Source organism: Pseudomonas sp. S1_E05 (genome assembly GCF_056337105.1).
Map to the genome: position 1 here is coordinate 5988281 of NZ_JBFRHM010000001.1, position 23435 is coordinate 6011715.

Consider the following 23435-nt stretch of genomic DNA (forward strand, 5'->3'; position numbering starts at 1 on the left):
CCGCGTATCGAACGCGTTCCCCGGCCCTGCGCCACGGGGCTTCCCCCTCGTTCTCATGCCTGTTTTCTGTCCCCGGTAACACCTACCGCCCGTCGGCACTGTCAGTTCTCACAGGTGTGGCGTTTTCAATGCCCGGCGTACAAAGGTCGTGCGTACCAAAACCCTTCGCCTTTACCGGCGCCGCCCCTGGCAGGAGAACGACAGTGAGAAAGGCGATCACCAACCCATCGCTGCAGCAACTGCTCGACTCCGTGCCCACGAAACGAGGCGCCAGGACTCGCGCGAAATGCAGCGAATACATCGAGAAGGGCGGCTCGGTGTTCGGCATCCTGAGGATGGATCACCAGAGCCTGGAAGAGACCTTCGGGGTGGCCGGTGATGACGTGCAGGCCCTGCGCGACAAAGCCGCGAGCCTGGCGCTGTACGCCGCCCGGCAGTTTCGTGAACAGCGGCTGGTGAGGCAGGGGCCGGAAAACCCGCTGCACCGCTCCGGCGCCAGGGCGGTGATGGAAATGCCCAATTTCAATGATCTGTTCGGACCGAAGTGGGAGGGGGCCAGCCCGCCGAACACCATGAGTGCGAACAACTTCGCGGTTGCCTATTTCGTGCATCTGATCACGCTGGCACGGGACCTGGAGGCGCGGGCGGCGGGTGGCGCCGGACTGGTCACGCTGGACACGCGACGCCCCGATCTGGCCAACATGGTCATCGACGCCAAGGCCACTTTCCAGGTAAAACCGACGGTCAAGCTGTTCAACGAAATACTGGAAAACATCATCGAGGCCTACCTGGCGCCCGCGCTTGAAGACAACAATCAGGTGGTCGATGACGTGCTCCGGGTGACGCGCTTTCCCCCCCGGTCGATGCCGTTCGAGTGGTACAAGGAGCAATATACCAGGGTGCTGGACCAGAACCGGATATTGCTGGGCCATGTCGTTCGCGCCATCGACCCTCCCGCACCGTACTTCAAGCAGCCTGGCGTGCGCGGGGCGCTGTCGGATAATGCGCTGCAGTTGTCGTGCAAACTCGGGCCGCAACAGCAGCAATTGTTGACCGAGCGCTTCGTGGTCGCCGGTAACGAAGCGAAATTCTACCTGGATAACTTCAATTCCACGGCGGCCAAACTGCTCGACTCGGTGTATTTCTGCGCCAAGGCCGATATCGACGCGCTGAGGTTGACCCAGTTGCTGTCGATTGAAACTTTCGCGCCGACCCGATCCCCCAACGTTCCGGTCGCAGCACCGACCCCCAGTGAGTTTGGCTCGACCTACATCAACTCCGGCAACACCAAGTCGATCGACTTGTCCGCGCCTGTCGAGGGTTCGACCCGTCAGTTCCTCAACATTACGCTCACTGGCATGGACCGGATCAACCGGATGCTGCGCTTGAGCCGTTGGCTGGACTTGCCGCCCTACGAAGTCGATCGCTTTCTTTGGGCCTGTCACCATGCCGAGATCCGCGGCGAAACGGTCGACCCCGCAGCCCGGGCCAAGGCAATGGCGGAAAAGCCGATCAAAATTACCAACAACGCCCTTCGTGCGCTCGGCCTGTTCCGCGAGTTTCAGTTGCTGTTCCGTTGCACGATTGATCAGTTCGTCGTGCTGATCGACGAAATTCTTCCCTTCGGCATAGGTGACGCACCACCGCAGTTCGACCTGATCTTCAACCAGGAAGGCCTGTTCGATACCCCGCTGAAGGCCGATGGGCGTTTTTTCTTCATCGAACCGAAAACCCGCGACGATATACGCATAGTCGATCAGATTTGCCGGCCTCTGGGCTTCAACCTGGAGGTCTGGCGCTACCTCTCGCGTTTCGTCGCCAAGAGCTACAACTTCACCGACGAACTGCCGTGCAGTCTGCCAGTGCTGTCGTCGTTTTACCGCCTGGCCCTGCTCGCTTCCTTTTTCCGGCTCAATCCGATCGAACTGGCAGCCTTGCTCGAACTCTTGAGTGAGCGAGGGGCCAGCGAGGTGCTGCAACGTATTCTTGGCGAGTCGCGCCTGTTGGTCAGCGGTACCAGCGGGGTGGGCGATGTGTTGAGCGTGATGCACGCGGCGCAGTCCTGTGCCCAGTGGCTCAAGGACAATAACCTGAGCGTGCCCTGGCTGGTCGCGCAGGTGAAGGAGGTGGTGACGCCGCCCATCGCGACGGACGAAGAAATCACCCTGATCCAGGAGATGTACACCCGAGTGCAGCCGACCCTGTTGTCGGAAAGCGTTTTCCGCGCAGCGGGCATCGGGCTGAGCGATGACGCCGAAATGACCGAATGGATGGCCTTGCTCGGTCAATTGGTCGATGAAAAGGGCCTGATCTCGAGCCTGACCAACGACGAGAGCGATTACACACGGGTGGTCGCCGAAGTTGAAGCGGCGATGGAGCAGGCCGGTATTTCCCCCAGCGATGAGGAGCGGGTACGTACAGTCCTGGTCGCGGCGGTGTTGCAGGCGCGTGATGCGCAAATCGCCGTGGTCGTGGAAAGCCTGGCGACGATGTTGAAGTGCGCCCAGGACCAGGTGCTGCCGCTGCTCAAATGGGTCGACACCGGCGGCGTCTATGTGCTGCTCAAGGAAACCGTGCGCGCCCTCGAGGAAGTGAAGCTGCCCACCGACAGGATCAACCTCGGAGACCGAGTGCTCAACCTGCTCGGGCACCTGACCCGGCGCGCCGAGGTGGCGAGCAAACTGGCGTTGACGTCGGCCATGCTGGCGACCCTGACCACCGCGAGGAACTTCGAATGGTTCGGCCTGCAGGACGCGCAGAACCTCAATCTGGCGACGCTGTACAAACTGACCCAGGTTCAGCGGGCAGTGAAGCACACCGGGCAGCCGGCGGAAAAACTCTTCAACTACCTGAGAATGGCCAACAGTCTGCCGCCGATCCTCACGCCAGAGGACGAGCGACTGATTCGCGACGCCGCCGCGACGCAACTGGCGCAAGTGCTGAACTGGGGTGTGCGGGAGGTCATCGAGTGCATTCTCTACCTGGGCAAGTTGGTGATCCGCGATACCGACGATATCGACACGCTGCTGCGCATCCGCGAGTTGGCCACCCGGACCAAGCTGGATGCCAAGGCCCTGATTCAACTGGGCCTGCTTACCCACAACAGTGACAAGGATGCTTACCGCACCGCCGCGGAGCGTGTCATGGAAGTGCTGTCCGGCGCCGCGTTCGAGGGGCAAATCCAGGAGGTCGGCGAGGTCGGCCAGAGCGTGACCCACGAAATCAGGTGCATCAACGACACCCTGATCGCCAACGTTAAAGGCCAGGTGGCCCTGATCGAGGTGTGGATACGCGACCTGGCGGGCAACCCCATGTCGAACATCACCATCACTTGGGAAGCGAACCGTCCCGGCTTGCTGCAACAACGGTCCACCACCGACAACGACGGGCGTGCCGTGGTGCATTTCCAGCCCGAGGTTTCCAAATGGCAGGGCGAGGTGCTGGTCACGGCCCGCTATGGTCTGGATATGAAAGCTGTTGGTCCGACGATCTTTGTCGCAAGCGATGAACTGACCGTGGGCTTCACCCCCGGAGGCACGCCGAACCCTCGCCCTGACGAACAATTCCTCGCCGGCGGCAAGGATAGCTTCCCGGTCCATGTGATTCTGATGGACCACTACGAGAACCCTGGTATCGGACGCACCGTGATCTTCACCGGCGATGGGCTCACCGCCAAACCGCCCAGCACGACAACCGATGAAAACGGCATTGCCAGCACCCTCGTCACCAGTATGGCGCCCATCAGCGACGCGATCCTGGTGGCCACTTACGCCAGCAAGGACGCCAGGGTCATCACCAACATCGACTTTATCGACAGCCCCTCGATCACCCGCCTGGAGGTGGCTTCGGTCGCGCTGGTCGGGCAACCGCTGCTGCTTCACTGCCATGTGGTGCGCCTGGACAAAACGCCGGCGCCGGGTGTGGAGGTCAAGCTGTATGCCGGGGCGGGTACGACCCCGATCGGTACGGCCACCACCAACCCGGATGGCATCGCCGAGTTCACCGTAGCGGCGCCAGCCGCTGGCAAGCAGGCCTACACTGCCAAGGTCAGCATGGACGAGCAGCAGATCGAGGTCGACGTCGCACCGACGGCGGTGATCCATGGGGAATCGGCGCGGCCCGAATTTCCCGGGGTGGGCACTCCCCACCTGTTGTTCGTCACGGTCCGGCAGGCGAACAACAACCAGTCGCCGCCGGTGCCCAATTGTGACGTGGAGTGGAGTTACACGGGGCCCGGCCCGGCCTCGACGCCGGTCAATATCCCGACCGGCAGTGACGGGCAATCCACCTATGCGTTTGTGGGCGAGGTCGCCGGTGATTACGTGGTGACGGCCGATCGCAAGACCGTCGCGGCGGAAAAGCGCACGTTCAACGTCAAGGTGGTCCCGGCCATTGCCTGGGAATGGGAAATGGTCGAAGCACCTGCCGGGGCCGTGGTCGCCCAGACCTCTGCCAGCGCACCGCTGGAGTTTATCCGTGGCCGGGATTACATCCTCACCATCAAGATGCCCACGGGCATGGACCTCAATGGCGCGCTCGGCATGCTGGCGTTCGAGGGGGCGCTGTCGGCGAAGGCCCTGGGCATGGACATCGAACCACGGGAAGGGGCCGTCGTCGCCATCGGCGCGCAAACCACCCTGCAGTGGCGCATCAACTGTCGGGACCTGCGTAATGGCACGTTCAGGCTGATCTTTTCCTGCGACCGGTTCAGCCAGCACCTGGCGCTGGACGCCCGCCTGGGGACGCCGGCGCCGGTGCTGCTGTCCCCGGTCAATGGTGCCCCGAACGTCGAGGTTCAACCCTTGCTGCACGGCACGGGCACCCGCTCGGCGCAAATCATCATCTACGGCGGCGCCGGCGCGGTATTGGCCAGGACCAGCGTGGGTGCAGATGGCAAGTGGGCGGTGAGGTTTGCCGAGAAGCTGTCACCGGGCCCGCATACGTTCGTGGTGACGCAGCGCAACATTGATGCGACCGAATCTTCGGCGGCGCCTGTGCAGGTGACGGTGGTGGCTGGCTATGCCGCGCACCCGGTCATTCTCAAACCGCTCACGGGCAGCAAAGTGCCTGTCCAGTCCTGGCTTGAAGGGCTCGGCTTGCCTGGCATGGAAATAAGAATAGTCAGGTCGGGAGCGCCGCTGACGATCTACGCGCAAGGCCTGGTCAATGCGGATGGGCGCTGGCGAGTCCAGTTCAAACCCGAGATAGGACCAGGAACCTACAGTTGCGGTGCGGGCTTGTACATGAATGACAAGCTGATCTCGCCATGGATGCCTGCGAACATTCTGTTGGATTTGATTGCCAGGGGTTAGACGCCTGAGGTTGCCGGTAGAGCCTGAACAAGCGGGCTCGTCCGCAGGCGTCTGCCGTTCGTCTCGAGTCACTGCCGGATGCACACCGCATTCCAGGGGTTATCAAAGTGGACACAACCGTCATTGGTACATTGCAGGAACTGCGTTGCTGTGCCCTCGCCGATTACTTTCTGGGGCAGATGGCGCCGAACATGGAGGTGACCAAGCCGCTGGAGCTTTCCTCGGTCGAGGACCTGTACGCCTACCTGCTGCTGGACACGCAAATCGGCCAGCAACCGGAATCATCGGCCCTGGCCGAAGCGATCGCGGCGGTGCAACAGTATCTGAATGCGATCTACCACAGCATGGAACCTGGTCATACCCATGACTTCAGCAAGGATGAGCTGGATACCTGGCGCATCAGTCGCAGCAACATAGCCAACTGGGCCGGTTTTGAAATGCTGAAACAGGATCCGGAGATCTATATAGACCCGACGTTGCGGCTGAACAAGTCCGAGTCGTTCAAAGAGCTGGAAAACAACATGGCCCAGGGTGGGCTCGAAGAAACGTTCGTGCAAAAGGCATTGTCTGGCCATCTGACGAAATTCAGTGAGTTGTGCAACCTGGCGATGGTTTCAGGCTACATCGACAGCGTCAACGGCACCGACCCCGGCAAAGGCAAAAACTTCAAGAATGCCGATTACTACCTGATTGGCCAGAAACGGGTGCAGCCTTTCTCCTATTACTGGCGCAAGGCCGAGGTCGAATTGAATGAGCAGAGTACTTTTCTCTCGCCGGCCGCCTGGGATGAATGGAAGGAAGTAAAAATTCCCACCACCCAGCACATGCTCGGCTTGCGCCCTGTAATGGTTGGCCCTCTTCTGATGGTGGTGTGGGTCGAGGCCGAAGAGCTCGAGGATCAGGAGCACTTTCTCGGTGATCTGATTGTCAGGATTCTCGGAGGGTGGACATACAAAATACAGGTCAGCTATCGCGACATGAGTGGCGAATGGAAAGTTCCGATGATCCTTAGCCAGGGACGGTTCAAACACGAGCGTGGCGCACCTGTGCAGTTGGTGGTCACGCAGTTCGTTGGGACCCAGGTAAAGCCTGAACCCACATTGCAAGTCTGTTTTGCCCCGAGCGTATTGGACATTGGTGATATACCGCAGCGCTTCTATGCCGCTATCGACAAGCTGTTCAAACCGGTGACACCTGAAAAAGTGCTGCTCAATGAACTACTCAAAGGGGACTTTGCTGCGCCAGAAACGCTGCAATACAACGTAGCCAATGCCACCGTCGTTGCCAAAACGCCGACCATCAGGGAAGAGGCGTCCGGCGCTCAGTTTCTCGATCTCACGCTTTTGAGCATTGATGGCGTCAAAGAGGTACGCCTCAACTCACTATTCGGGGCGGAACTGGTGGCAAAAGCCGCCATCTCCATCGACGAACTCCTGTCCCTGGCCACCCAGAACACCCTTGAACCCAAACCGGGTTCACCTACCGAAGGGGTTCCCATCGACTTCAACAGCGCCCACGGTACCTTCTATTGGGAGCTGTTTTTTCACATGGTGTTCCTCATCGCCTGTCGGTTGCGCGACGAGGGCAAATACCTGGAGTCGCAGCGCTGGTTTCACTACATCTTCAACCCGCACATCCGTACCCCACGGCCCGGCGAGACCGTACCACTAGCCCAATACTGGCAGTGCCGGGTCTTGCTGGAAGAGGGCCTTCCGGATTTTGAATCCAAGGGCCTGGTTAACCCGGATGCCATCGCCTTCGCCGACCGTATCCACTACCGCAAGGCGGTTTTCATCCACTACGTGCGTTGCATCCTCGCCCATGCCGACTCGCTGTATCGACAATTGACCCGCGACAGTCTGACGGCGGCAAAACTGCAATACATGCGCGCCCTGGCACTGATGGGCCCGGAGCCCACCGCGAAGGCCATTGACTATTGGGTGCCACGGTCGGCCAACGAGATTCTCGAGACCAAGGCCCAGGGTCTCTCCTCCCTGGAAACCTATGCCGCCGCGCTCTCGGTCAACATCGGGGATCTGCCGCCGCGGATCGCAGGCACGGCGGATTACACGATTCTGGAACTGGATGTCTTCCGCCCCTTTGCCAACCCAGAGGTGCTGAACCTTTGGAAGTACATCAAAGAGTGCCTGTTCAACATGCGGCACAACCTGACGCTCGACGGCAAGGAGATGAATCTGGCCTTGTATGAAAATCCGACCCATCCTACTCAGTTGATGATGGCGCAGGCCGGTGGTTCATGGGGCGCGATACGAAATGCCGGCGGCTGGAAGAGCATTCCGCACTACCGGTTCCGGCCGTTGCTGGCCATCGCCCAAAATGCGGTGCAGATGCTGATCGGTTATGGCCGGGAAGTCCGGCTGCTGATGGAGGCCGGTGATCGGGCAGAACAGGAAGAAATGATCCAGATGCATGGCGCAGAGCTGTCAGCCTATGCCATCGACATTCAGCAACAGTCGATCGACCAGATCAAGGCGTCGTTGAAAGGCTTGGAAGAAAGTAAAAAGGTCGTCGAGGATCGGGCTCAGTATTACCAGAGCCTCGATGAAAGCAGGCTGGTCGCTGCTGAAATCAAGGCGGACGATAAGGTATTGGATGCCAAATACACGCTGTTTGCGGTGCAAGCGGCGCAAACTGCACAAGGCGTAGCGAACAGTGCACCGAACATCTTCGGTATGGCTGCTGGTGGCGTGAATTGGGGCGCCGCAATCGGTGCAGTCGGGGCGGTCGCTGGCTTATTTTCCACAGGGCTTTCCATTGATGCGGAGTCCTTGCACAAGAGCGCGTTCTACCACCGTCGGTCGCAAGATTGGAAATTCGCGTCGAGACAGGCCAGGAGCGAAATGCAAGTACTCGACCAGCAGATCCTCGCCATGCAGCACTCGCTCACCGGCGCCACGGCCAGCCTGGCGCAGACCCGCAGGGCGCATGCCCAGGCGGAAGAGGTGCTGAGCTTTTACAAGACCCGCTCGACCAATCGCGAGCTCTACCGTTATTTGCTCGGGCAGATGTCCACCCTGTTCTTCCAGGCCTACGACACTGTTTTTGCGATGTGCAAGATGGCGGAGTCCGCTTGGCAATACGAGCTGGGCGATTACCAGTCGCAGTTCGTCCAGGGGGGCGCGTGGAGCGACAAGCTGCATGGCCTGGGTTCGGGGGAAATTCTGCAGGGCGATCTGGCCCGTATGGAGCGGCGGTACCTGGAGCGTAATGAGCGGCGGCTGGAGCTGACCAAGACCATTTCCCTGCGCCAGTTGTTCGAACGGGGCGTGTTCGGGCCGGAAACGCAATGGCCTGATGTCATTGCTGCGCTCATCGCAGGAAAAGTCGATTTTGAGTTGCCGCAACGGCTCTTCGACGAGGATTACCCGGGTCATTACTGCCGAACGGTCGTCACGGCTTCACTGTCGGTGCCGGTAGTGCTCGGTCCTTATGACGACTTGAAAGCGACGCTGACCCAACTGCGCAGCGTCACGGCCCTGGAGCCCAACCCCGACAGTCTGCCTTATCTGTATCGCGAGGAAGGTCACGAACTGCCGCCGCCGGACGTCGTGTTGAACCTGCGTAATAACCAGCAGATTGCGATCAGCACCGGCGTGGATGATGCCGGTATGCATCAGATGTCGATGTCTGATGACGGGCGTTACTTCGCCTTCGAAGGCACGGGTGCAGACAGCACATGGCGCCTGGAATTTCCGCGCTCGAATACGCAGGAACAACAGAAGATCATTAACAGCATGACGGACGTGATCATACACCTGCGCTATACCGCGAAGGTGGGTGGGCCGGCATACAAAGCGGCGGTGCTGGAAAAACTTGAAGGTTGATGACTGCCGCCCGATGGAAATCGGGGCGGCTCATTCAGAATGCCGAGGACGCCGCCGGCGTCTCGGGAACGTTTGACCATTCGAGGTGAACACATCATGAGCGATGAAGAAATCCCGGGCCGTAATCTGGTGAAATCCAGCCAGTTCGAACCGAACTGGGAGGCAGACTGGAAACATGATGGCGTCGGCTTTGCCGGTGTATTCATAGACGAGACGTATGGATACTACATGCACCTCAATGCCAGCGCGAAGGTGCTCCAGAAGGTGATGGTGCCGCGTTTTACCGTGGCCCAGTGGCCGGAGGTGAAATTTCGCCTGGGATGTCAGTACGAAAACGTGGCCAACGGCAAAGAGTCCAGAATCGTCATCACCACCAGCTTGGGCCTGGAAACCATCATCGGCCTGAGCGGCCTCCCCGGGAAGGCTGAGTGGAACGAATATCCACTGCAGCATCTGGAGAAAATGGCACAAGAGGACGAGAGCCTCGACATCACCCTGCACGGCCCGAGCATCGGCGGCTCAGGCGGGCTGCGGCTCACCGCGATCACCTGCGACGTGCTGATCCCGCCGCTTCGAGTCAAACAACTCAAACTCGACAACAAAGAGTACAACCCCTGAGCCCTGTACCTGTAGGAGCCAGCATGCTGGCGATGGAGGCCCAGGCACCCCGGGCTTCCAGACAACCCGCGTCATCGTTGACGACCATCGCGACGGTTCGACGCCTCGACATGCTCGCTCCCACAGTTGATCGGCGCCGTCCTGTAGGAGCCAGCATGCTGGCGATGGAGGCCCAGACACCACGGGCTTCCAGACAACCTGCGTCATCATTAACGACCATCGCGACGGTTCGACGCCTCGACATGCTCGCTCCTACAGAGATCGGCGTCCTTCAGAACACTCCAGCCTTTTTCCATTCCAGATACCGCGTCACCAGCGCCGCACCCAGTTCATGGGGGGTGGCATCCAGCACTGGCACCCCATGGGCGTTTAGCCGCTCATGTACGTCGGCCCGCGCATTGAGCAGGTCCACCGTCCCGCAATAGGTCAACGCTTGCGACAACGTTTGCACCGATGTCTGACGCAGGCTGTCGAGCAGCTCTTCGCGAAGGCTGGTGACCAGCACCCGGTGCTGTTTGCCCAAACGCTGCACCGCCGTGAGCAGGTCGTCATCGTCTTCGTCGCGCAGGTTGGTCACGAGCACCACCAGCGAGCGGCGTTTTTGCCGGGCCAACAGTTGCGTCACCGCCGCCTGGTAGTCGGCGCTGCGTTGGCTGCTGTCGAGGTCATAGACGGTGTTGAGCAGCACATTGAGCTGCCCGGCACCCTTGCCCGGTGCCAGGTAGCGCAATTGCTCGGTGGCGAAGGTACTCAGGCCCACCGCGTCGCCCTGGCGCAAGGCGACATAGCTGAGCAACAGGCAGGCATTGAGGGCGTGATCGAAATGCGTCAGCTCACCATCCTGGCTGCGCATGCGGCGGCCGCAATCGAGCAGGAACACGATTTGCTGGTCGCGCTCGTCCTCATACTCGCGGGCAATCGGTGTGCGTTGCCGTGCCGTGGCTTTCCAGTCGATCTGGCGCAGGCTGTCGCCTTCGCGAAATTCGCGCAGTTGATGAAACTCCAAGCCCAACCCGCGCCGTTGCCGCTGACGCACGCCCAGTTGGCTGAGCCAGTTGTCCACCGCCAGCAATTGGCCGCCGTAAAGGCGAGCAAAATCCGGGTAGACGCGAGTGCTGCCGGGCACGCTGGGCAAGCGTTTGTCGGTCCACAGGCCCAGGGGGCTCGGCAGGTTGATTTCACAGCGCTCGAAGGTGAAGTGCCCGCGATTGAGCGGGCGCAGGCGATAACCCGCCTGAGTATGCTGACCCGGTTGCAGCTCGACCGACAGCGGCAGGTTCTCGAAACTCAGGCCACCGGGCACATGATCGAACAGCTCGACAGTCAGCGGTTGGGTAAAGTCATGTTCGACCTCCAGCCGCACCTCGCTCCAGCGACCCAGCGCGAGGCTGCCGGGCAGTTGTCGTTTGATGTGCGGCGATGGCAGGCGTCTGACCCGCCATGCATCGATCAACGCCAGGGCCAGCAACGCCAGCAGCAACCCCCAGTTGATCGACAGCAGCGTCCCGGGAACGCCGACCTCCAGTGCCCGCAATGCGCCCAGCACAATGGCAATGGCGAGCAACAGCGCCAGCCAGCCCAACAGCAGGCGCGAAGGTTTCACAGGCGCGGTGCCGGCACTTGATCGAGTAACTGACGCAACACCTGATCGACCTCCAGCCCTTCGATGTCCAGCTCCGGGGCAATGCGCACGCGATGGCGCAACACGGCCAGCGCACACCCTTTAACGTCATCCGGAATCACGAATTCGCCGCCGCGCAGCAAGGCCCGCGCCCGTGCGCAGCGCACCAGGGCGATGGAGGCTCGAGGGCCGGCACCCAGGTTCAGGCCCGGCCAATGGCGAGTGGTGCGAGCCAGACGCACGGCGTAATCGAGGACCTGATCGTCCAGGGGCAGATCGCTGGCGATGCGCTGCAAGGCCAGCACGTCCTTGGCCTGCAACACCGTGCGCAGCGGCTGAACGTCGAGCATGTCGGCGCGGGTCGAACGGCTGACCTGGCGGACCATCTGCAACTCCTGCTCGGCATCGGGGTAACCCATGCGTACCTTGAGCATGAAGCGATCCAGCTCGGCTTCCGGCAGTGGGTACGTGCCTTCCTGTTCGATGGGGTTTTGCGTGGCGAGCACCATGAACGGTTGGGCGATGGGCAGGGCGCGGCCTTCCAGGGTGACCTGGCGTTCCTGCATGGCCTCGAGCAGCGCCGCCTGGGTTTTCGCCGGGGCACGGTTGATCTCGTCGGCCAGCAGCAAATGGGTGAACAGCGGCCCCTTGCGCAGCTTGAATTGCTCGGTCTGCAAGTCATACACCGCGTGCCCGGTGACGTCGCTGGGCATCAGGTCCGGGGTGAACTGGATGCGCGCGAATTCGCCACCGAAGCAGCGAGCGAGTGCGCGCACCAGCAAGGTCTTGCCCAGCCCGGGCACGCCTTCGAGCAGCACATGGCCGCCAGCGATCAGGGCGCAGAGGACGTCGTCGATCACCGTGTCCTGGCCGATGACCACTTTTTGCAGCTCCGCCCTGATTGCCTGGGCCAATTGAATGGCGCGCAGGCGTTGCTGCTCGGCGTGGCTCGGCGTACCGGGCTCGATCTGTTCACTCATAAGGCGTTCCTCAAGGTTTGCAAGTGGGCGACCTGGCGGCTGAATTCAACGCTGGACAGCCGTTGTTTGCCTCGCGGGCCCATGGCCTGGCTGATGGCGCGGGTGGGCTGGCCTGTCAGGCGTGCCAGTACCAGCCACTGTTCGGCGACGCCCAGTTTTTCATAACCGGGATGACGTCGGCGTACCCGGCGCAGGATGTCGTGCTGCAAGGCTTGCAACAGGTTGGCTTGCGCGCCGCGCCGCCACATGAAATCGGCGCTGGCGCGCAGGTGTTCGTGAAGTTGCCGGCGGGCCCGTGGTGCGGGCTCGATCAAGGGCCCGTGGCGCACGCCGACGCGCCACAGGCCCAGGGCGATCAGGGCGGCGAGGGCGACCAGTGCTTGGGGGAAGTACCGCAGCAACAGGGTCAGCAGACCGTCGTGATCAGTGTTGAACATCAGGGTCACGCGGGTATTGGCGGTCAGGTACCAGAGCAGCCACGCGTTGTCGTACCGCTCGATGGCGTCGTTTTTCCAGAGGTCGGCATCGGTGACGACGGTGATCGAACCGAGCCCGTGGTTCAGTTGCATCATGTGGGTGGCCTTGGCGCTGTTCGCCCAGGCTTGCGCCAGGTTGTGCGGGTCTTCAAGGTGGAAAGTGGTGCGAAAGCTCGCGTAGGCGGGGGCGTCCTCGTCCTCAAGATAGAGCTTGGTCAGTTTCGGGTAGGGGTCCTGCTCGGCCTGCGGTGGCGCGTCCTTCAGGTCGTCGCTGAGCAACTGGTGAAGCTGCACGCGGTCGAGCAGCGGGTCGTGGCTGCGGCCGAGTTTTTCATCCCAGATCGACTCGGCGATAAAGAGCAGTCGCCCGCCTGCGCGGGTCCAGTTCAGCACTTGCTCAATCTGGCGCGGGGTCATGCTGGAGCGATCGCCGAGCAACAACAGGCTCTGCTCGCGCGGTTCCAGGGTCGGCAAAACGTCGAGTCCATTGGCATGGCTGACACTCAAGCCCTGTTTGCGCAAAAAGGCTTCGGCGGCCAGGTAAGGGTTGGCCGCAGCCTCGGGTGAAGGACCGTGGTCGACTTCCTCCTGATAGGGCGTCGCCCTGGCATACAGGTAGACGCTCAGCGCAACCAACAGCAGCGCAATGACCATGCCGGCGACCAGCCCAAGGCGCCGATTCAAGGTTGTGCCCCCGCACCAAAGAGGCGGCGCCAGCCCTCGCACAACGCCTGTTGCACGGACGGGGCGGGCACGCGATGCCCGTAGGCCATGTTTTGCCAATGGTGGGTAAGGTTTTGGCTGAAGGCCAGTAGCTCGGGGCGTTGCAGGCGTTCGATGCGCGTCAGCACCTGGCCTTCGGTATCGGCGGGCGTCAATGCCAGGTGATATTCGTGCAGCAGGTGGCTGAGCAGCGCGCGGTAAAGCAAACCGAGCGCCTCCCGGGGGTTGGATTGCCACAGGTTTTCAGCGCTGGTGGCGATGTCTGCGGGCAAGGTCTCGCGGTCAAGATCGAGACCGAAGGCCTGTTGCGGTGACGTTCGTGACGCCTTGAGGTCCGGCAACTTCGCACGCCGGCTGACGAATGCCTGCAGCCAGTCACGGTAACGCCAGATCAGCCACGCGATCGCGCCGATGACGAGGCTCCACAGCAGCACTTCGATCACGCTTGCCAGCGCGCCGAGATGCTGGCTGTTCAGCCATTTTTGCAGCAACTTCAACCAAGCGGGGGCGTGACCGTCGTCCGGGGTTTCGCCCGCCGGTTTGTCCTCGCCGAAACGGTAGCGGGTCACCGTCTCTCGGTTCTTGAACGGTGGCTGGTCGAGGATTGCCCGGATGTTGTCACGTGAAGCCTGGCTGGTCAGGGGCTGGTTCAGCAGGCGCGGGCTGTCGGGACCGGTGGCCGGTTCTTCGGCCCATGCGCTGGGCGCTCCCGGCACCAGAAGAATCGCCGCCAGCAGCAGAAGCACGGCGGTGCCGTTCAGGCGTTGACGCAGGCGGCGGAACACCAACTCGATGTCCCAGGCCTCCAGAACCGTGCGACGGTTCAAATACAGGCTGAAACCACACGCCACGTAGATCGGCTCCCACACCACCAGTACCAGCACGTAGAAAGCATTGGTCAGGTGTTCCAGCCAACGCCATTCCTGGGTGGCGGCGGACAGCAGCGTCTGCCAGCCCCAGTCGATTTCAACCTGTTGCGGCAGCAGCAAGTAGAACAGCGCCATCAGCCCCACCCACAACGCTGTTTCCAGGTGCACCCCGATGATTGTCAGCCAGCGCGCCGCGCCGCCGTCGCGTTGCGTGAGCACCTGCAAGCGCTGTTGCCGCTCCAGGCCAGCCAGGCCTTCGAGCTGCACCACCGGCATCAGGAAACTGCGACTCAGGCTCAGGCGCCGCCAGGTCAGGCTCGCCAGCAGTTGTGGTCTGAGCAACCGTGGCCATTGGCGCAGTGCCTGCTTCAAGGTTGGCGTTTCGCCGAACAAGGCCTTGGACAGGATGTACAGCGGCAGTCGCTCGAACGCCGGTTTCAGCCACCAGAAAATCAGCACGGCCAGGCTTGGTGAGTCCCACAGCAACAGGGTCAGCAGGGCAAAGACCGGGAGGGTGATGATTGCCCAACTGCCCATCAGCAGACGGCGGTGTCGCTGGCTCAGCAGCACACCCAGGTCCATGGCTTCCCAGGTGCTGCGCGGGCGGATCACCACGCTTGCGTCACTCAGGCGCATGGCGCGTCCGCCCGGCAAACAGCAGGTACATCGCCACCAGTGCCCAGAGCGCCGCGCCGACCAGGTATTTGGTCCGCGGCGCAGGTCCGGTCATCGACGACCAGTAGGCTTCGATAAACGCGGCAATCAACAGAAACAGCATCACCCCACAAATCAGCAGCACACTTTTGCGCGCCGCCAGGCGTAACGCTTCGGCGCGGGGCAGGCGTCCCGGTGCGATCAGTGCCCAGCCCAGTTTCAACCCGGCGGCACCCGCCAGGGCGATGGCACTGAGTTCGAAGGCGCCGTGGCCGATCACGAACGACCAGAAGGTCTGCCCATAACCGATCTGCGTCAGGTGCCCGGCCACCGCGCCGATCATCAAACCATTGAAGAAAAGGAAAAACGCGCTGCCCAGGCCGAACAGCAAACCGCTGGCGAACGTCTGAAAAGCGATGCCGATGTTGTGCATGATGTAGAACCCGAACATCACCCAGTCTTCACTGGCGGCCCGTTCCTCCGAGCGCCCCAGGTGACCGGCAACCGGGTCGTACATGCCTTGCATTTCGCTGACCTGTTCGAAAGGAATCAGGTTGTAGACCAGGTCCGGGAACAGGTAAACCAGCAGCGCAAAGCCGATCAGGCTGCCAAAGAACATCAGGCTGGCGACCAGTACGAAGCGCCACTGCTCGCGCACCAGTCGCGGAAAGTCCGTGAGGATGAAAGCGATGATATTGGCACCCAGGTGGCTGCGGTGGCGGTACAACTGTTGATGCCCGCGCAGCACCTGCTGTTGCAACGAATCGACCAGGAAACTGCTGTAGCCACGCTCCTGCGCCAGGGCCAGGTGCTGGCAGAGCCTGCGATAGTCCTTGGCAAAACTGGCGACCCGCGAGGCGTCCTTGTTTCGCTCCAGTCGATCCAGCATCAGGGAAAACTGCGCCCATTCGGCCTTGTGGCGGTTCTCGAAGAGGCTTTGCTTCATGCCGGCCCCAGCAAACCACGGGCGACGCCATTGAGTTGTGCCAGCGCCTGTGAAGCGGGCACGTGCAAGGGTTGGGCGAGGAGGGTGGCCAGCTCGGTGACACGTGCGGCAGACAGTTCGCCCTGGCGCTCGGCAAAACCAAGGACGGCGCGTTGTTCGACCAGCGTCAGGGTAAAGGGCGCACGCAGGGGGGCGACGTCGGGCAGTTGTGGCCGGGTGACCGGCTGTTCTCGATAGACCACCAGCGTGCCGGCCGCCAGGTCGCCCAGGCGCTTGAAGTTGGGGTGTTGCAGGCAACTGATGGCGCCGAGGAAGTAGCCGAACGGCAGCAGGTCGACGAAGCGCAGCAGGTTGCGCAGCAGCGAGGCGGACCAGCCAATGGGTGTGCCGTCATCCTGAACCACCCGCAGGCCCATCCAGTGCTTGCCCGGTGAGCTTCCCTGGTTGAGCACTTCGAACAGCACCATGTACCACCAGTTCACCGCGAACATCAGGATCGCGCCGAGCCCGGCACCGAGCTTGCCGAAGAACGCCAGGGCCATGAACAACACGCCCACGATCAACGCGCGCAAACCCAGGTCGATGGCAAAGGCGAGAGCGCGCACCATCAGCCCGGCCGGGCGCAGGGGCAGGTCGATGCCTTCGGGCGTTTCAACCTGATGCCGCGTATCCAGTGGCGGGGACAGCGTCGCTTTCCTTGGCTGTGCTGCGGTCTCGAGCATGGGCAACCTGATGTTGAGGCCTGGTCGGGATTCTGTGTCCACCCGATGCTAGCAGTCTCTGGGGGGAAAACGACATAACTATGTATTGCACGTAGCAACGCCAGCCGTGATTGACTGCAACAACGCTGGCCGGGGCGGGATGCAAACGCCTAGACTTCGCTGATCTTCAGTTCAGGAACAGCCCGTGACCTCCATCTTCTGGTACGACTATGAAACCACTGGCATCAACCCCCGTTGCGACCGTCCTCTGCAAGTGGCAGGGCTGCGTACCGACTTCGATCTCAATGTCATAGATGAACCGGTCAACCTCTATTGCCAGCCCAGTGATGACATCCTGCCCCACCCGGCAGCGTGCGCGATCACCGGTATCACGCCGGGGCAATTGGACGAGCACGGTTTAAGCGAGGCCGACTTCATGACCCGGGTGCATGCCGAACTGGCGGCGCCTGGCACCTGTGGCGCGGGCTACAACACCTTGCGGTTCGACGATGAGATGACCCGCTACAGCCTGTACCGTAACTTTTTCGACCCCTATGCGCGTGAGTGGCAGGGAGGTAACAGTCGCTGGGATCTGATCGATGTGGTTCGCGCGACGTATGCCCTGCGTCCCGATGGACTGGTCTGGCCCCAGGATGAAGACGGGCGGGTCACCCTCAAGCTCGAACGCCTCACCGCCGCTAATGGCATCGATCATGGTCATGCCCATGAAGCGCTGTCCGACGTGCGCGCCACCATCGCGCTGGCCCGGTTGATCCGTGAGAAACAGCCGAAGTTATACGACTGGCTGTTCCAGTTGCGCAGCAAGCAGAAGGTGATGGATCAGATTCGACTGTTGCAGCCGATGGTCCACATTTCCGGTCGCTTCTCGGCCGCGCGCAGTTATGTCGGTGTGGTGTTGCCACTGGCCTGGCATCCGCGCAACAAGAACGCCTTGATCGTTTGCGACCTGCACCTGGACCCTCAGGGCTTGCTCGATCTGGATGCCGAGACCCTGCGTCAGCGCCTGTATACCCGCCGAGAGGATCTGGCCGAGGGCGAGTTGCCGGTGCCACTCAAACTTATCCACATCAACAAATGCCCGGTGGTGGCGCCGATGTCGGTGCTGCGCGCTGATGATCAGCAGCGGCTGGGGCTCGACATGGCGCTCTATCAGGCGCGGGCGTTGCGACTAAATGACGCACGGCAAGTTTGGCAAGATAAAGTCCAGGCCATTTATGCCCGCGAAGACTTCACGCAGAGTCAGGATCCGGAGCAGCAGTTGTACGACGGTTTTTTGGGTGATCGGGATCGACGTCTTTGCGAGCAAGTGCGAGCGGCAGACCCGGCACAATTAGCTCGGGAACCGTGGATGTTCGATGATGAGCGTCTACCTGAATTACTTTTTCGATATCGAGCACGTAACTTTTTCGATACCTTGAGTTTCGAAGAGCAGGAGCGTTGGAGAATATTCTGTCGGCGACGTTTGTCAGAACGTGAAATGGGTGCGCCCAATACCCTTGAAACTTTCGTAGAGGCCGCAGCCCAGTTGAAGAATACCGCTACGCCGTTTCAGCAACAGGTGCTTGGCGAATGGGATAATTATGTGCAGGCATTACGCGAACGATTGAAGCTTTGAAAATGAAAATGCCGGTCCTCAAATAGCGGGCATAAAAAAACGCCAGCAGGTTGCTGGCGTTTTTGTGCAGCAGATTGCGCGGGCGCTTAGCCCAGCAAGGTCGACCAGCCTTCAACCACGTCACCGCCCCACTTGGCTTTCCACTCTTTCAGGGTCTTGTGGTTGCCACCCTTGGTTTCGATGACTTCGCCGTTGTGCGGGTTTTTGTATTGTTTAACTTTGCGAGCACGCTTGGTACCGGTAGTTTTGACGACGCCACCACGGGGTGCCTTGGTTTTCGATTCCGGGTCCAGCAGCGCAATGATGTCACGCAGCGACTTGGAATATTCGGCCATCAGCGCGCGCAGTTTGCCTTCGAATTCCAGCTCGGTTTGCAGTTTGTCGTCTTGGGACAGGTTCTTCAAACGGGCTTGCAGCTCTTTGATGGCTTCTTCGGTGGCGCGATATTCGTTGATCAAGGACATGGGGACTACCTTATGTTGTGACGCAGAGTGTCAGGGGACAGTGCGGCAATAATAGTCATGCTGTTTCATCAAGTAAACATTAAGCAGTGCTTTATTTGTATTAGTTGTGATGAATAGGCGATCAATTGGCAACGCAGTTAAATAATGATGCATATAGTTGGACCAAAAGAGTGCAGTCACAGACAGGCGGATATGCACGAGCGGGTGCTTTGCATCCTTGGACTCGACGCCGCCAGCAACACAAGGTGTCATCAATACTGCAGTTTTGCTGCACAGTCGCTAGAATGGCGGCCTTTGCGAAGTTCTGGAGTTTCCCCCCATGCGCACCTTTCGGTTGGTGATTTCTTGCCCGGACCGCGTCGGTATCGTTGCTAAAGTCAGTAACTTTCTGGCGTCCCATAATGGCTGGATCACCGAAGCGAGCCACCACTCGGACAATCTCAGTGGCTGGTTCTTCATGCGTCACGAAATTCGGGCCGATTCGCTGCCTTTTGGTATCGAAGCCTTTCGCGAGGCGTTCGCACCGATTGCCGAAGAGTTCGCGATGGACTGGCGCATTACCGATACCGCGCAGAAAAAACGCGTGGTATTGATGGCCAGCCGCGAATCCCATTGCCTGGCCGACCTGCTGCACCGCTGGCATAGCGATGAACTGGACTGCGAAATTTCCTGCGTGATTTCCAACCATGATGATTTGCGCAGCATGGTCGAGTGGCACGGCATTCCTTATTACCATGTGCCGGTCAACCCACAGGACAAAGAGCCGGCTTTCGCCGAAGTCTCGCGCCTGGTCAAGCAGCATGATGCCGAAGTGGTGGTCCTTGCCCGCTACATGCAGATCCTGCCGCCAGCGTTGTGCAGCGAGTATGCGCACAAGGTCATCAACATTCACCACAGCTTCCTGCCCTCGTTCGTGGGTGCCAAGCCGTATCACCAAGCCTCTCTGCGTGGGGTGAAATTGATCGGCGCGACCTGCCACTACGTGACCGAGGAGCTGGACGCCGGTCCGATCATCGAGCAGGACGTGGTGCGCGTCAGCCACAGCGACAGCATCGAAGACATGGTGCGTTTCGGCCGTGACGTCGAGAAAATGGTATTGGCCCGTGGCCTGCGTTATCACCTGGAAGACCGCGTGCTGGTACACGGCAACAAGACTGTGGTGTTCTGATAACACCCTCGCAGGGTTGAAATTCGAAGGGCCTGGGCGTTCAATCGCTCCAGGCCCTTCGCCGTTTCTGCATCGAGGAAATGATCATGGCTGACCCGCTCGACAAAGCGACATCCCGCGCACCTGCAACACTGGGGGAGGGGTGTTTGAGCCGCTACGACCCCGATGACCTGAGCCCCGACGATGGCACTGAGTTTCCGGACGCGCAGGCGCTATGGGAGCAGTTGAACAAAGAAGCCGACGAAGTGCCGGCGAAATCCGACTGACTGGCACCGCCTTGTTTTCCTGCAGGAGCGGACTTGTCCGCGATGGTCGTTAACGATAACGCGGGCAGCCTGACACCCAGCGGTGGTCGAGCCGTCATCGCGATCAGGCTCGCACACAGTAGATTTGCGCACGACACGTAGGCAAGGGCCGCGGTTCGCGATGGCGGTTTACACGTGTTTGGGTCGCATCAGTTTTTTCAGCAGCGGCCGCCCCAGCATCAGCAAAAACACTGGCCCGCCCACCACCAGATAAAAGTAATAGGTCACCGCGCGCCAGATCAGGATCGCTGCCGCAGCGGTGGATTTGCCGACCATGGGCGTCAGCAGCGCAGCCGAGGTCAGTTCCGCAGCCCCAGCACCGCCGGGCAACAGGCTGAATTGCCCCGCGCTGAGCGAGAGCATCTGAATCAGGAAACTCCACGCCCATTGCAGGTCGGCGCCGAGACCGCGCACCGCCAGGTACAACACGCTGTAACGCAGCAGCCAATGCACGCAGGTCAGTGCAAATACCGTGATCAGGGTGTTGAAGGGCAACTTCAGTGTGTCGGTGAAGGCCGCCAGAAAATGCAGGAGTTTGCGCGCCCAACGCATTCGAGTGGCGCCTTTCACATTGAGGCGCATCAGCAGGCGCCCACTGAGGCGAATCAGCCGGCGGTGGTAGCGTGCGATGACCACACAACTGAGCAAGCCGCCAAACATCGAAACGGCGCTGACCATCAACAGCCATTCCATGCGCTCGCTGAGGTGCTGGAACAACGCATAAATCAGGATGCCCACCAGCGCGCAGAGGAAAAACAGCAGGTCGCTCAGTTGATCCATGGCAAACACGGCGCTGCCCCGCGCCGGCCGTACGCCATTGCGCGCCAGCAGTGCCATGATCGTTAACGGTCCACCGCTGCCGCCCGGCGTGGCGCAATAGGCAAATTCCGCCGCCATCACCACGCCCAGGCTTTTCACCGGGCTGACCTTGCCCCGTTGATCTCCCAGCAACAGGCGCAGGCGCTGTGTGTTCACGAGCCAGCACAGCACAATCATGGTGAACATGATCAACAGCACGCTCAGGGGAAACGCCTGCAAGCGCGCCCAGGTCTGGTTGCCGCCGAGCAGCAGGGGAATCAGGATGGCCGCGAGCAGCGCGACAAACAGCAGGATGCCCCGGCTCATGCGGCGCGACCCAGGCTTTGGCTGTGCTGCTCCAGCCAATGGGCCTTGGTCAACGGCACTCGCCCCTCGTCCAGCAAACGCCTGAGGGTGTCCAGCCAGTAGTCCCGCGAGAAGCCATGACGCATGTCCACCGGATGCACGCCCAGGCGAATCACCGGTGCCTGACGCCAGCGTTGCTCGCGCTGATCGCTCAGCAGCCTGGATACACCGCGCCGCCAGGCGCTGCGGGCGCTCCACACCAACCCCGGCGCCTGGATCCGCGCGAAGTCCGGCAGGCGATACAGGTGCTGCGCATCGCTGGTGTAGCGCAGCGGCAACTGGCTCAAGGCCTGGCGGGTGCCTTCGCTCATCAGCCAGGCCGGAGCAACAAATCCGTGCAGCGGCCATCGGTATCGATCGAACACCTCGATGCCCGCGCACAACCGGGCGAACGCTGCATCGCGGGACAGGCTGTAGAACTCGCCTTCATGGGTATAGATGCGGCGCATGAACCAGTCTCGTGGTGTGATGGGCGGCGGGCCTTCGTCACAATGAAAATAGCCATGCAACGCCAGTTCGTCACCTCGGGCGACACGATCGTCGAGCAGGTGACGAAACCCCGGATGAGCTTCCAGGGGGTTGTGCCGGTGAAAGTCCGGCACCACCAGCCAGGTCATCGGTATATCGCCCAGGGCATCGACAGCTTCGACAAACGGCTGGTAATCGGCCCAGGTTTGCGGCGCAACGTCGTGCAGCACCAGTAGCAGGCTTGGCGTGTTCACGAGGTCAGCCATTGGCGATCAGCGGCCATTGGTTGCCCAGGACAGCGTGATAGTGCCCCAACAGACTCTGAACCACGGTGTCCCAGCAGTAATGCTGCTCGACATGGCGACGAGCCTGCCGACCCAGGTCGACGCTGCCCGAGGCGAACAACTCCCGTACCGTATTGGCCATTGCCGAGGCGTCGTTCGGTTCGCACAACAGGCCGCAGTCAGGGGTAATGATTTCCGAAAAAGCGCCGGCGGCCACGGCCACTACCGCAATGCCGCAGGCCATGGCCTCGAGGGTCACCAGGCCGAAGGTTTCCTGATCGCCGGCATGCAACAGCGCATCGGCACTGGCCATGAGCCTCGCCACCTGGGATGCCGGAAGGAAGTCATCGATCACCGTCACGTTGCCCGGTACAGCCGTCGGCATGGACGACCCCACCAGCAGCAGGTGATAGCGCCGCCCCAGGTGCGTCATGCAGTCGAGCAGCACCGGCAGGTTTTTTTCCTTGGAACCGCGCCCGGCGAAAATCAGCAAATGAGCCTGTTCGTCGATGCCCAACTGCGCGCGCAGGTCGGGATCGCGTGCGTCGGGGTGAAAGGTGTGCAAGTCGACGCCCAGGGGCTGGACGAATACATTCTGTACGCCCAGGCCGATGAGTTTGTCAGCCATGATCTGGCTCGGCGCCAGTACCCGGTCGAAGTTGCCGTACAGCTTGCTGACATAGGCCTCGACATTATTGGTGACCCAGTTGCCCATTCGGTTGCTGACCAGCAATGGCAGGTCCGAATGGTAGAAACCGATCACGGGTACATCGAGCTGGCGACGGGCATCCAGCGCGGCCCAGGCCGTGAGGTAGGGGTCGCCGACTTCAATCAGGTCGGGTTGCAGATCCTGGAGGACATTGCGCCAGGGCGCCAGGCGAAGGGGGAATCGATAACCCTTGCCAAAGGGCAGGGCGGGAGCCGGTACGGTGTAGACACCATCGGCTTCACTCAGACGCGAACCGGGAATCAGCAAGCTGTGGCGAATGCCTGACTTGATCCCCAGGCGACGATGTTTGGCATCCAGATAGGTTCGAACGCCACCGCTGGCAGGGGCGTAGAACATGGTGATGTCAGCGATATGCACGATGAGCGTCCCTCCGACCTGGTCTCTCCCTTGGTTGACCTTAATGAAGAATAGATGTTCGGTTGGGGTTTCGGGATGGTTTCACCGGCCTCATCGTCGGTCGGCGCTCCGACG

General features: G+C 61.0%; 16 protein-coding genes. 6 read left to right on the plus strand and 10 right to left on the minus strand.

Annotated features, from left to right (window positions below):
* The first annotated feature begins 203 nt into the window (after positions 1-203).
* From AB4N33_RS27725 to AB4N33_RS27735, 3 genes are all read left to right on the plus strand, one after another.
* Entirely contained in the window at positions 204-5312 is a 5109-nt protein-coding gene (locus AB4N33_RS27725; protein WP_476458660.1) for a Tc toxin subunit A, read from the plus strand.
* A 107-nt stretch (positions 5313-5419) separates the two neighbouring features.
* Complete coding sequence (locus AB4N33_RS27730) at positions 5420-9157, plus strand: Tc toxin subunit A-related protein (protein WP_476458661.1); 3738 nt, start codon at positions 5420-5422, stop codon at positions 9155-9157.
* A 96-nt stretch (positions 9158-9253) separates the two neighbouring features.
* Entirely contained in the window at positions 9254-9775 is a 522-nt protein-coding gene (locus AB4N33_RS27735) for a hypothetical protein (protein ID WP_476458662.1), read from the plus strand.
* A gap of 271 nt (positions 9776-10046) precedes the next feature.
* Here the strand turns inward: AB4N33_RS27735 and AB4N33_RS27740 are convergent, their stop codons facing one another.
* From AB4N33_RS27740 to AB4N33_RS27765, 6 genes are read right to left on the minus strand one after another with little or no spacing between them, the layout of a single operon-like run.
* Positions 10047-11378, minus strand: a complete 1332-nt coding sequence (locus tag AB4N33_RS27740) for a DUF58 domain-containing protein (RefSeq protein ID WP_460141009.1) — start codon at positions 11376-11378, stop codon at positions 10047-10049.
* Complete coding sequence (locus tag AB4N33_RS27745) at positions 11375-12376, minus strand: AAA family ATPase (RefSeq protein ID WP_476458663.1); 1002 nt, start codon at positions 12374-12376, stop codon at positions 11375-11377. Before AB4N33_RS27745 ends, AB4N33_RS27740 begins: the two co-directional genes overlap by 4 nt.
* Positions 12373-13536, minus strand: a complete 1164-nt coding sequence (locus AB4N33_RS27750; protein ID WP_476458664.1) for a DUF4350 domain-containing protein — start codon at positions 13534-13536, stop codon at positions 12373-12375. The genes AB4N33_RS27745 and AB4N33_RS27750 overlap by 4 nt, the downstream gene beginning before the upstream one ends.
* Positions 13533-15080, minus strand: a complete 1548-nt coding sequence (locus AB4N33_RS27755) for a DUF4129 domain-containing protein (protein WP_476458665.1) — start codon at positions 15078-15080, stop codon at positions 13533-13535. The genes AB4N33_RS27750 and AB4N33_RS27755 overlap by 4 nt, the downstream gene beginning before the upstream one ends.
* Entirely contained in the window at positions 15067-16044 is a 978-nt protein-coding gene (locus AB4N33_RS27760; protein ID WP_476458666.1) for a stage II sporulation protein M, read from the minus strand. Before AB4N33_RS27760 ends, AB4N33_RS27755 begins: the two co-directional genes overlap by 14 nt.
* A complete protein-coding gene (locus tag AB4N33_RS27765; protein WP_476458667.1) occupies positions 16041-16766 on the minus strand; it encodes an RDD family protein in 726 nt (241 codons plus the stop codon). Before AB4N33_RS27765 ends, AB4N33_RS27760 begins: the two co-directional genes overlap by 4 nt.
* A gap of 184 nt (positions 16767-16950) precedes the next feature.
* Here AB4N33_RS27765 and sbcB point away from each other — a divergent pair, with 184 nt between their 5' ends.
* The gene (gene sbcB, locus AB4N33_RS27770) at positions 16951-18381 is read left to right on the plus strand and encodes an exodeoxyribonuclease I (protein ID WP_476458668.1); all 1431 of its coding nucleotides are present in this window, start codon (positions 16951-16953) and stop codon (positions 18379-18381) included.
* Between the two features lie 86 nt (positions 18382-18467).
* Here sbcB and mvaT read toward each other — a convergent pair whose 3' ends face one another.
* Positions 18468-18845 carry a histone-like nucleoid-structuring protein MvaT gene (gene mvaT / locus AB4N33_RS27775; protein WP_460121488.1) on the minus strand — a complete coding sequence of 126 codons (378 nt, stop codon included), beginning with the start codon at positions 18843-18845 and terminating at the stop codon, positions 18468-18470.
* Positions 18846-19164: 319 nt separating this feature from the next.
* Here mvaT and purU point away from each other — a divergent pair, with 319 nt between their 5' ends.
* Together purU and AB4N33_RS27785 are read left to right on the plus strand one after the other, a co-directional pair.
* A complete protein-coding gene (gene purU / locus AB4N33_RS27780) occupies positions 19165-20013 on the plus strand; it encodes a formyltetrahydrofolate deformylase (RefSeq protein ID WP_460121490.1) in 849 nt (282 codons plus the stop codon).
* A gap of 86 nt (positions 20014-20099) precedes the next feature.
* Positions 20100-20279, plus strand: a complete 180-nt coding sequence (locus tag AB4N33_RS27785) for a hypothetical protein (RefSeq protein ID WP_460121492.1) — start codon at positions 20100-20102, stop codon at positions 20277-20279.
* A gap of 168 nt (positions 20280-20447) precedes the next feature.
* On the opposite strand, the gene AB4N33_RS27790 is transcribed toward AB4N33_RS27785, so the two are convergent.
* The 3 genes from AB4N33_RS27790 to AB4N33_RS27800 are packed head-to-tail and all read right to left on the minus strand — an operon-like array spanning position 20448 to position 23321.
* Positions 20448-21443 carry a lysylphosphatidylglycerol synthase transmembrane domain-containing protein gene (locus tag AB4N33_RS27790; RefSeq protein WP_460121495.1) on the minus strand — a complete coding sequence of 332 codons (996 nt, stop codon included), beginning with the start codon at positions 21441-21443 and terminating at the stop codon, positions 20448-20450.
* The gene (locus AB4N33_RS27795) at positions 21440-22216 is read right to left on the minus strand and encodes a DUF2334 domain-containing protein (protein ID WP_460141011.1); all 777 of its coding nucleotides are present in this window, start codon (positions 22214-22216) and stop codon (positions 21440-21442) included. The genes AB4N33_RS27790 and AB4N33_RS27795 overlap by 4 nt, the downstream gene beginning before the upstream one ends.
* Entirely contained in the window at positions 22209-23321 is a 1113-nt protein-coding gene (locus tag AB4N33_RS27800; protein ID WP_476458669.1) for a glycosyltransferase family 4 protein, read from the minus strand. The genes AB4N33_RS27795 and AB4N33_RS27800 overlap by 8 nt, the downstream gene beginning before the upstream one ends.
* Positions 23322-23435 lie beyond the last annotated feature (114 nt).

What these genes read in the sequence shown, in the direction of transcription:
- AB4N33_RS27755 (WP_476458665.1), bottom strand. Translation starts at nt 15,080, where the DNA reads ATGCGCCTGAGTGACGCAAGCGTGGTGATCCGCCCGCGCAGCACCTGG.
- AB4N33_RS27795 (WP_460141011.1), bottom strand. Translation starts at nt 22,216, where the DNA reads ATGGCTGACCTCGTGAACACGCCAAGCCTGCTACTGGTGCTGCACGAC.
- AB4N33_RS27790 (WP_460121495.1), bottom strand. Translation starts at nt 21,443, where the DNA reads ATGAGCCGGGGCATCCTGCTGTTTGTCGCGCTGCTCGCGGCCATCCTG.
- AB4N33_RS27760 (WP_476458666.1), bottom strand. Translation starts at nt 16,044, where the DNA reads ATGAAGCAAAGCCTCTTCGAGAACCGCCACAAGGCCGAATGGGCGCAG.
- mvaT (WP_460121488.1), bottom strand. Translation starts at nt 18,845, where the DNA reads ATGTCCTTGATCAACGAATATCGCGCCACCGAAGAAGCCATCAAAGAG.
- AB4N33_RS27765 (WP_476458667.1), bottom strand. Translation starts at nt 16,766, where the DNA reads ATGCTCGAGACCGCAGCACAGCCAAGGAAAGCGACGCTGTCCCCGCCA.
- purU (WP_460121490.1), top strand. Translation starts at nt 19,165, where the DNA reads ATGCGCACCTTTCGGTTGGTGATTTCTTGCCCGGACCGCGTCGGTATC.
- AB4N33_RS27735 (WP_476458662.1), top strand. Translation starts at nt 9,254, where the DNA reads ATGAGCGATGAAGAAATCCCGGGCCGTAATCTGGTGAAATCCAGCCAG.
- AB4N33_RS27745 (WP_476458663.1), bottom strand. Translation starts at nt 12,376, where the DNA reads ATGAGTGAACAGATCGAGCCCGGTACGCCGAGCCACGCCGAGCAGCAA.
- AB4N33_RS27785 (WP_460121492.1), top strand. Translation starts at nt 20,100, where the DNA reads ATGGCTGACCCGCTCGACAAAGCGACATCCCGCGCACCTGCAACACTG.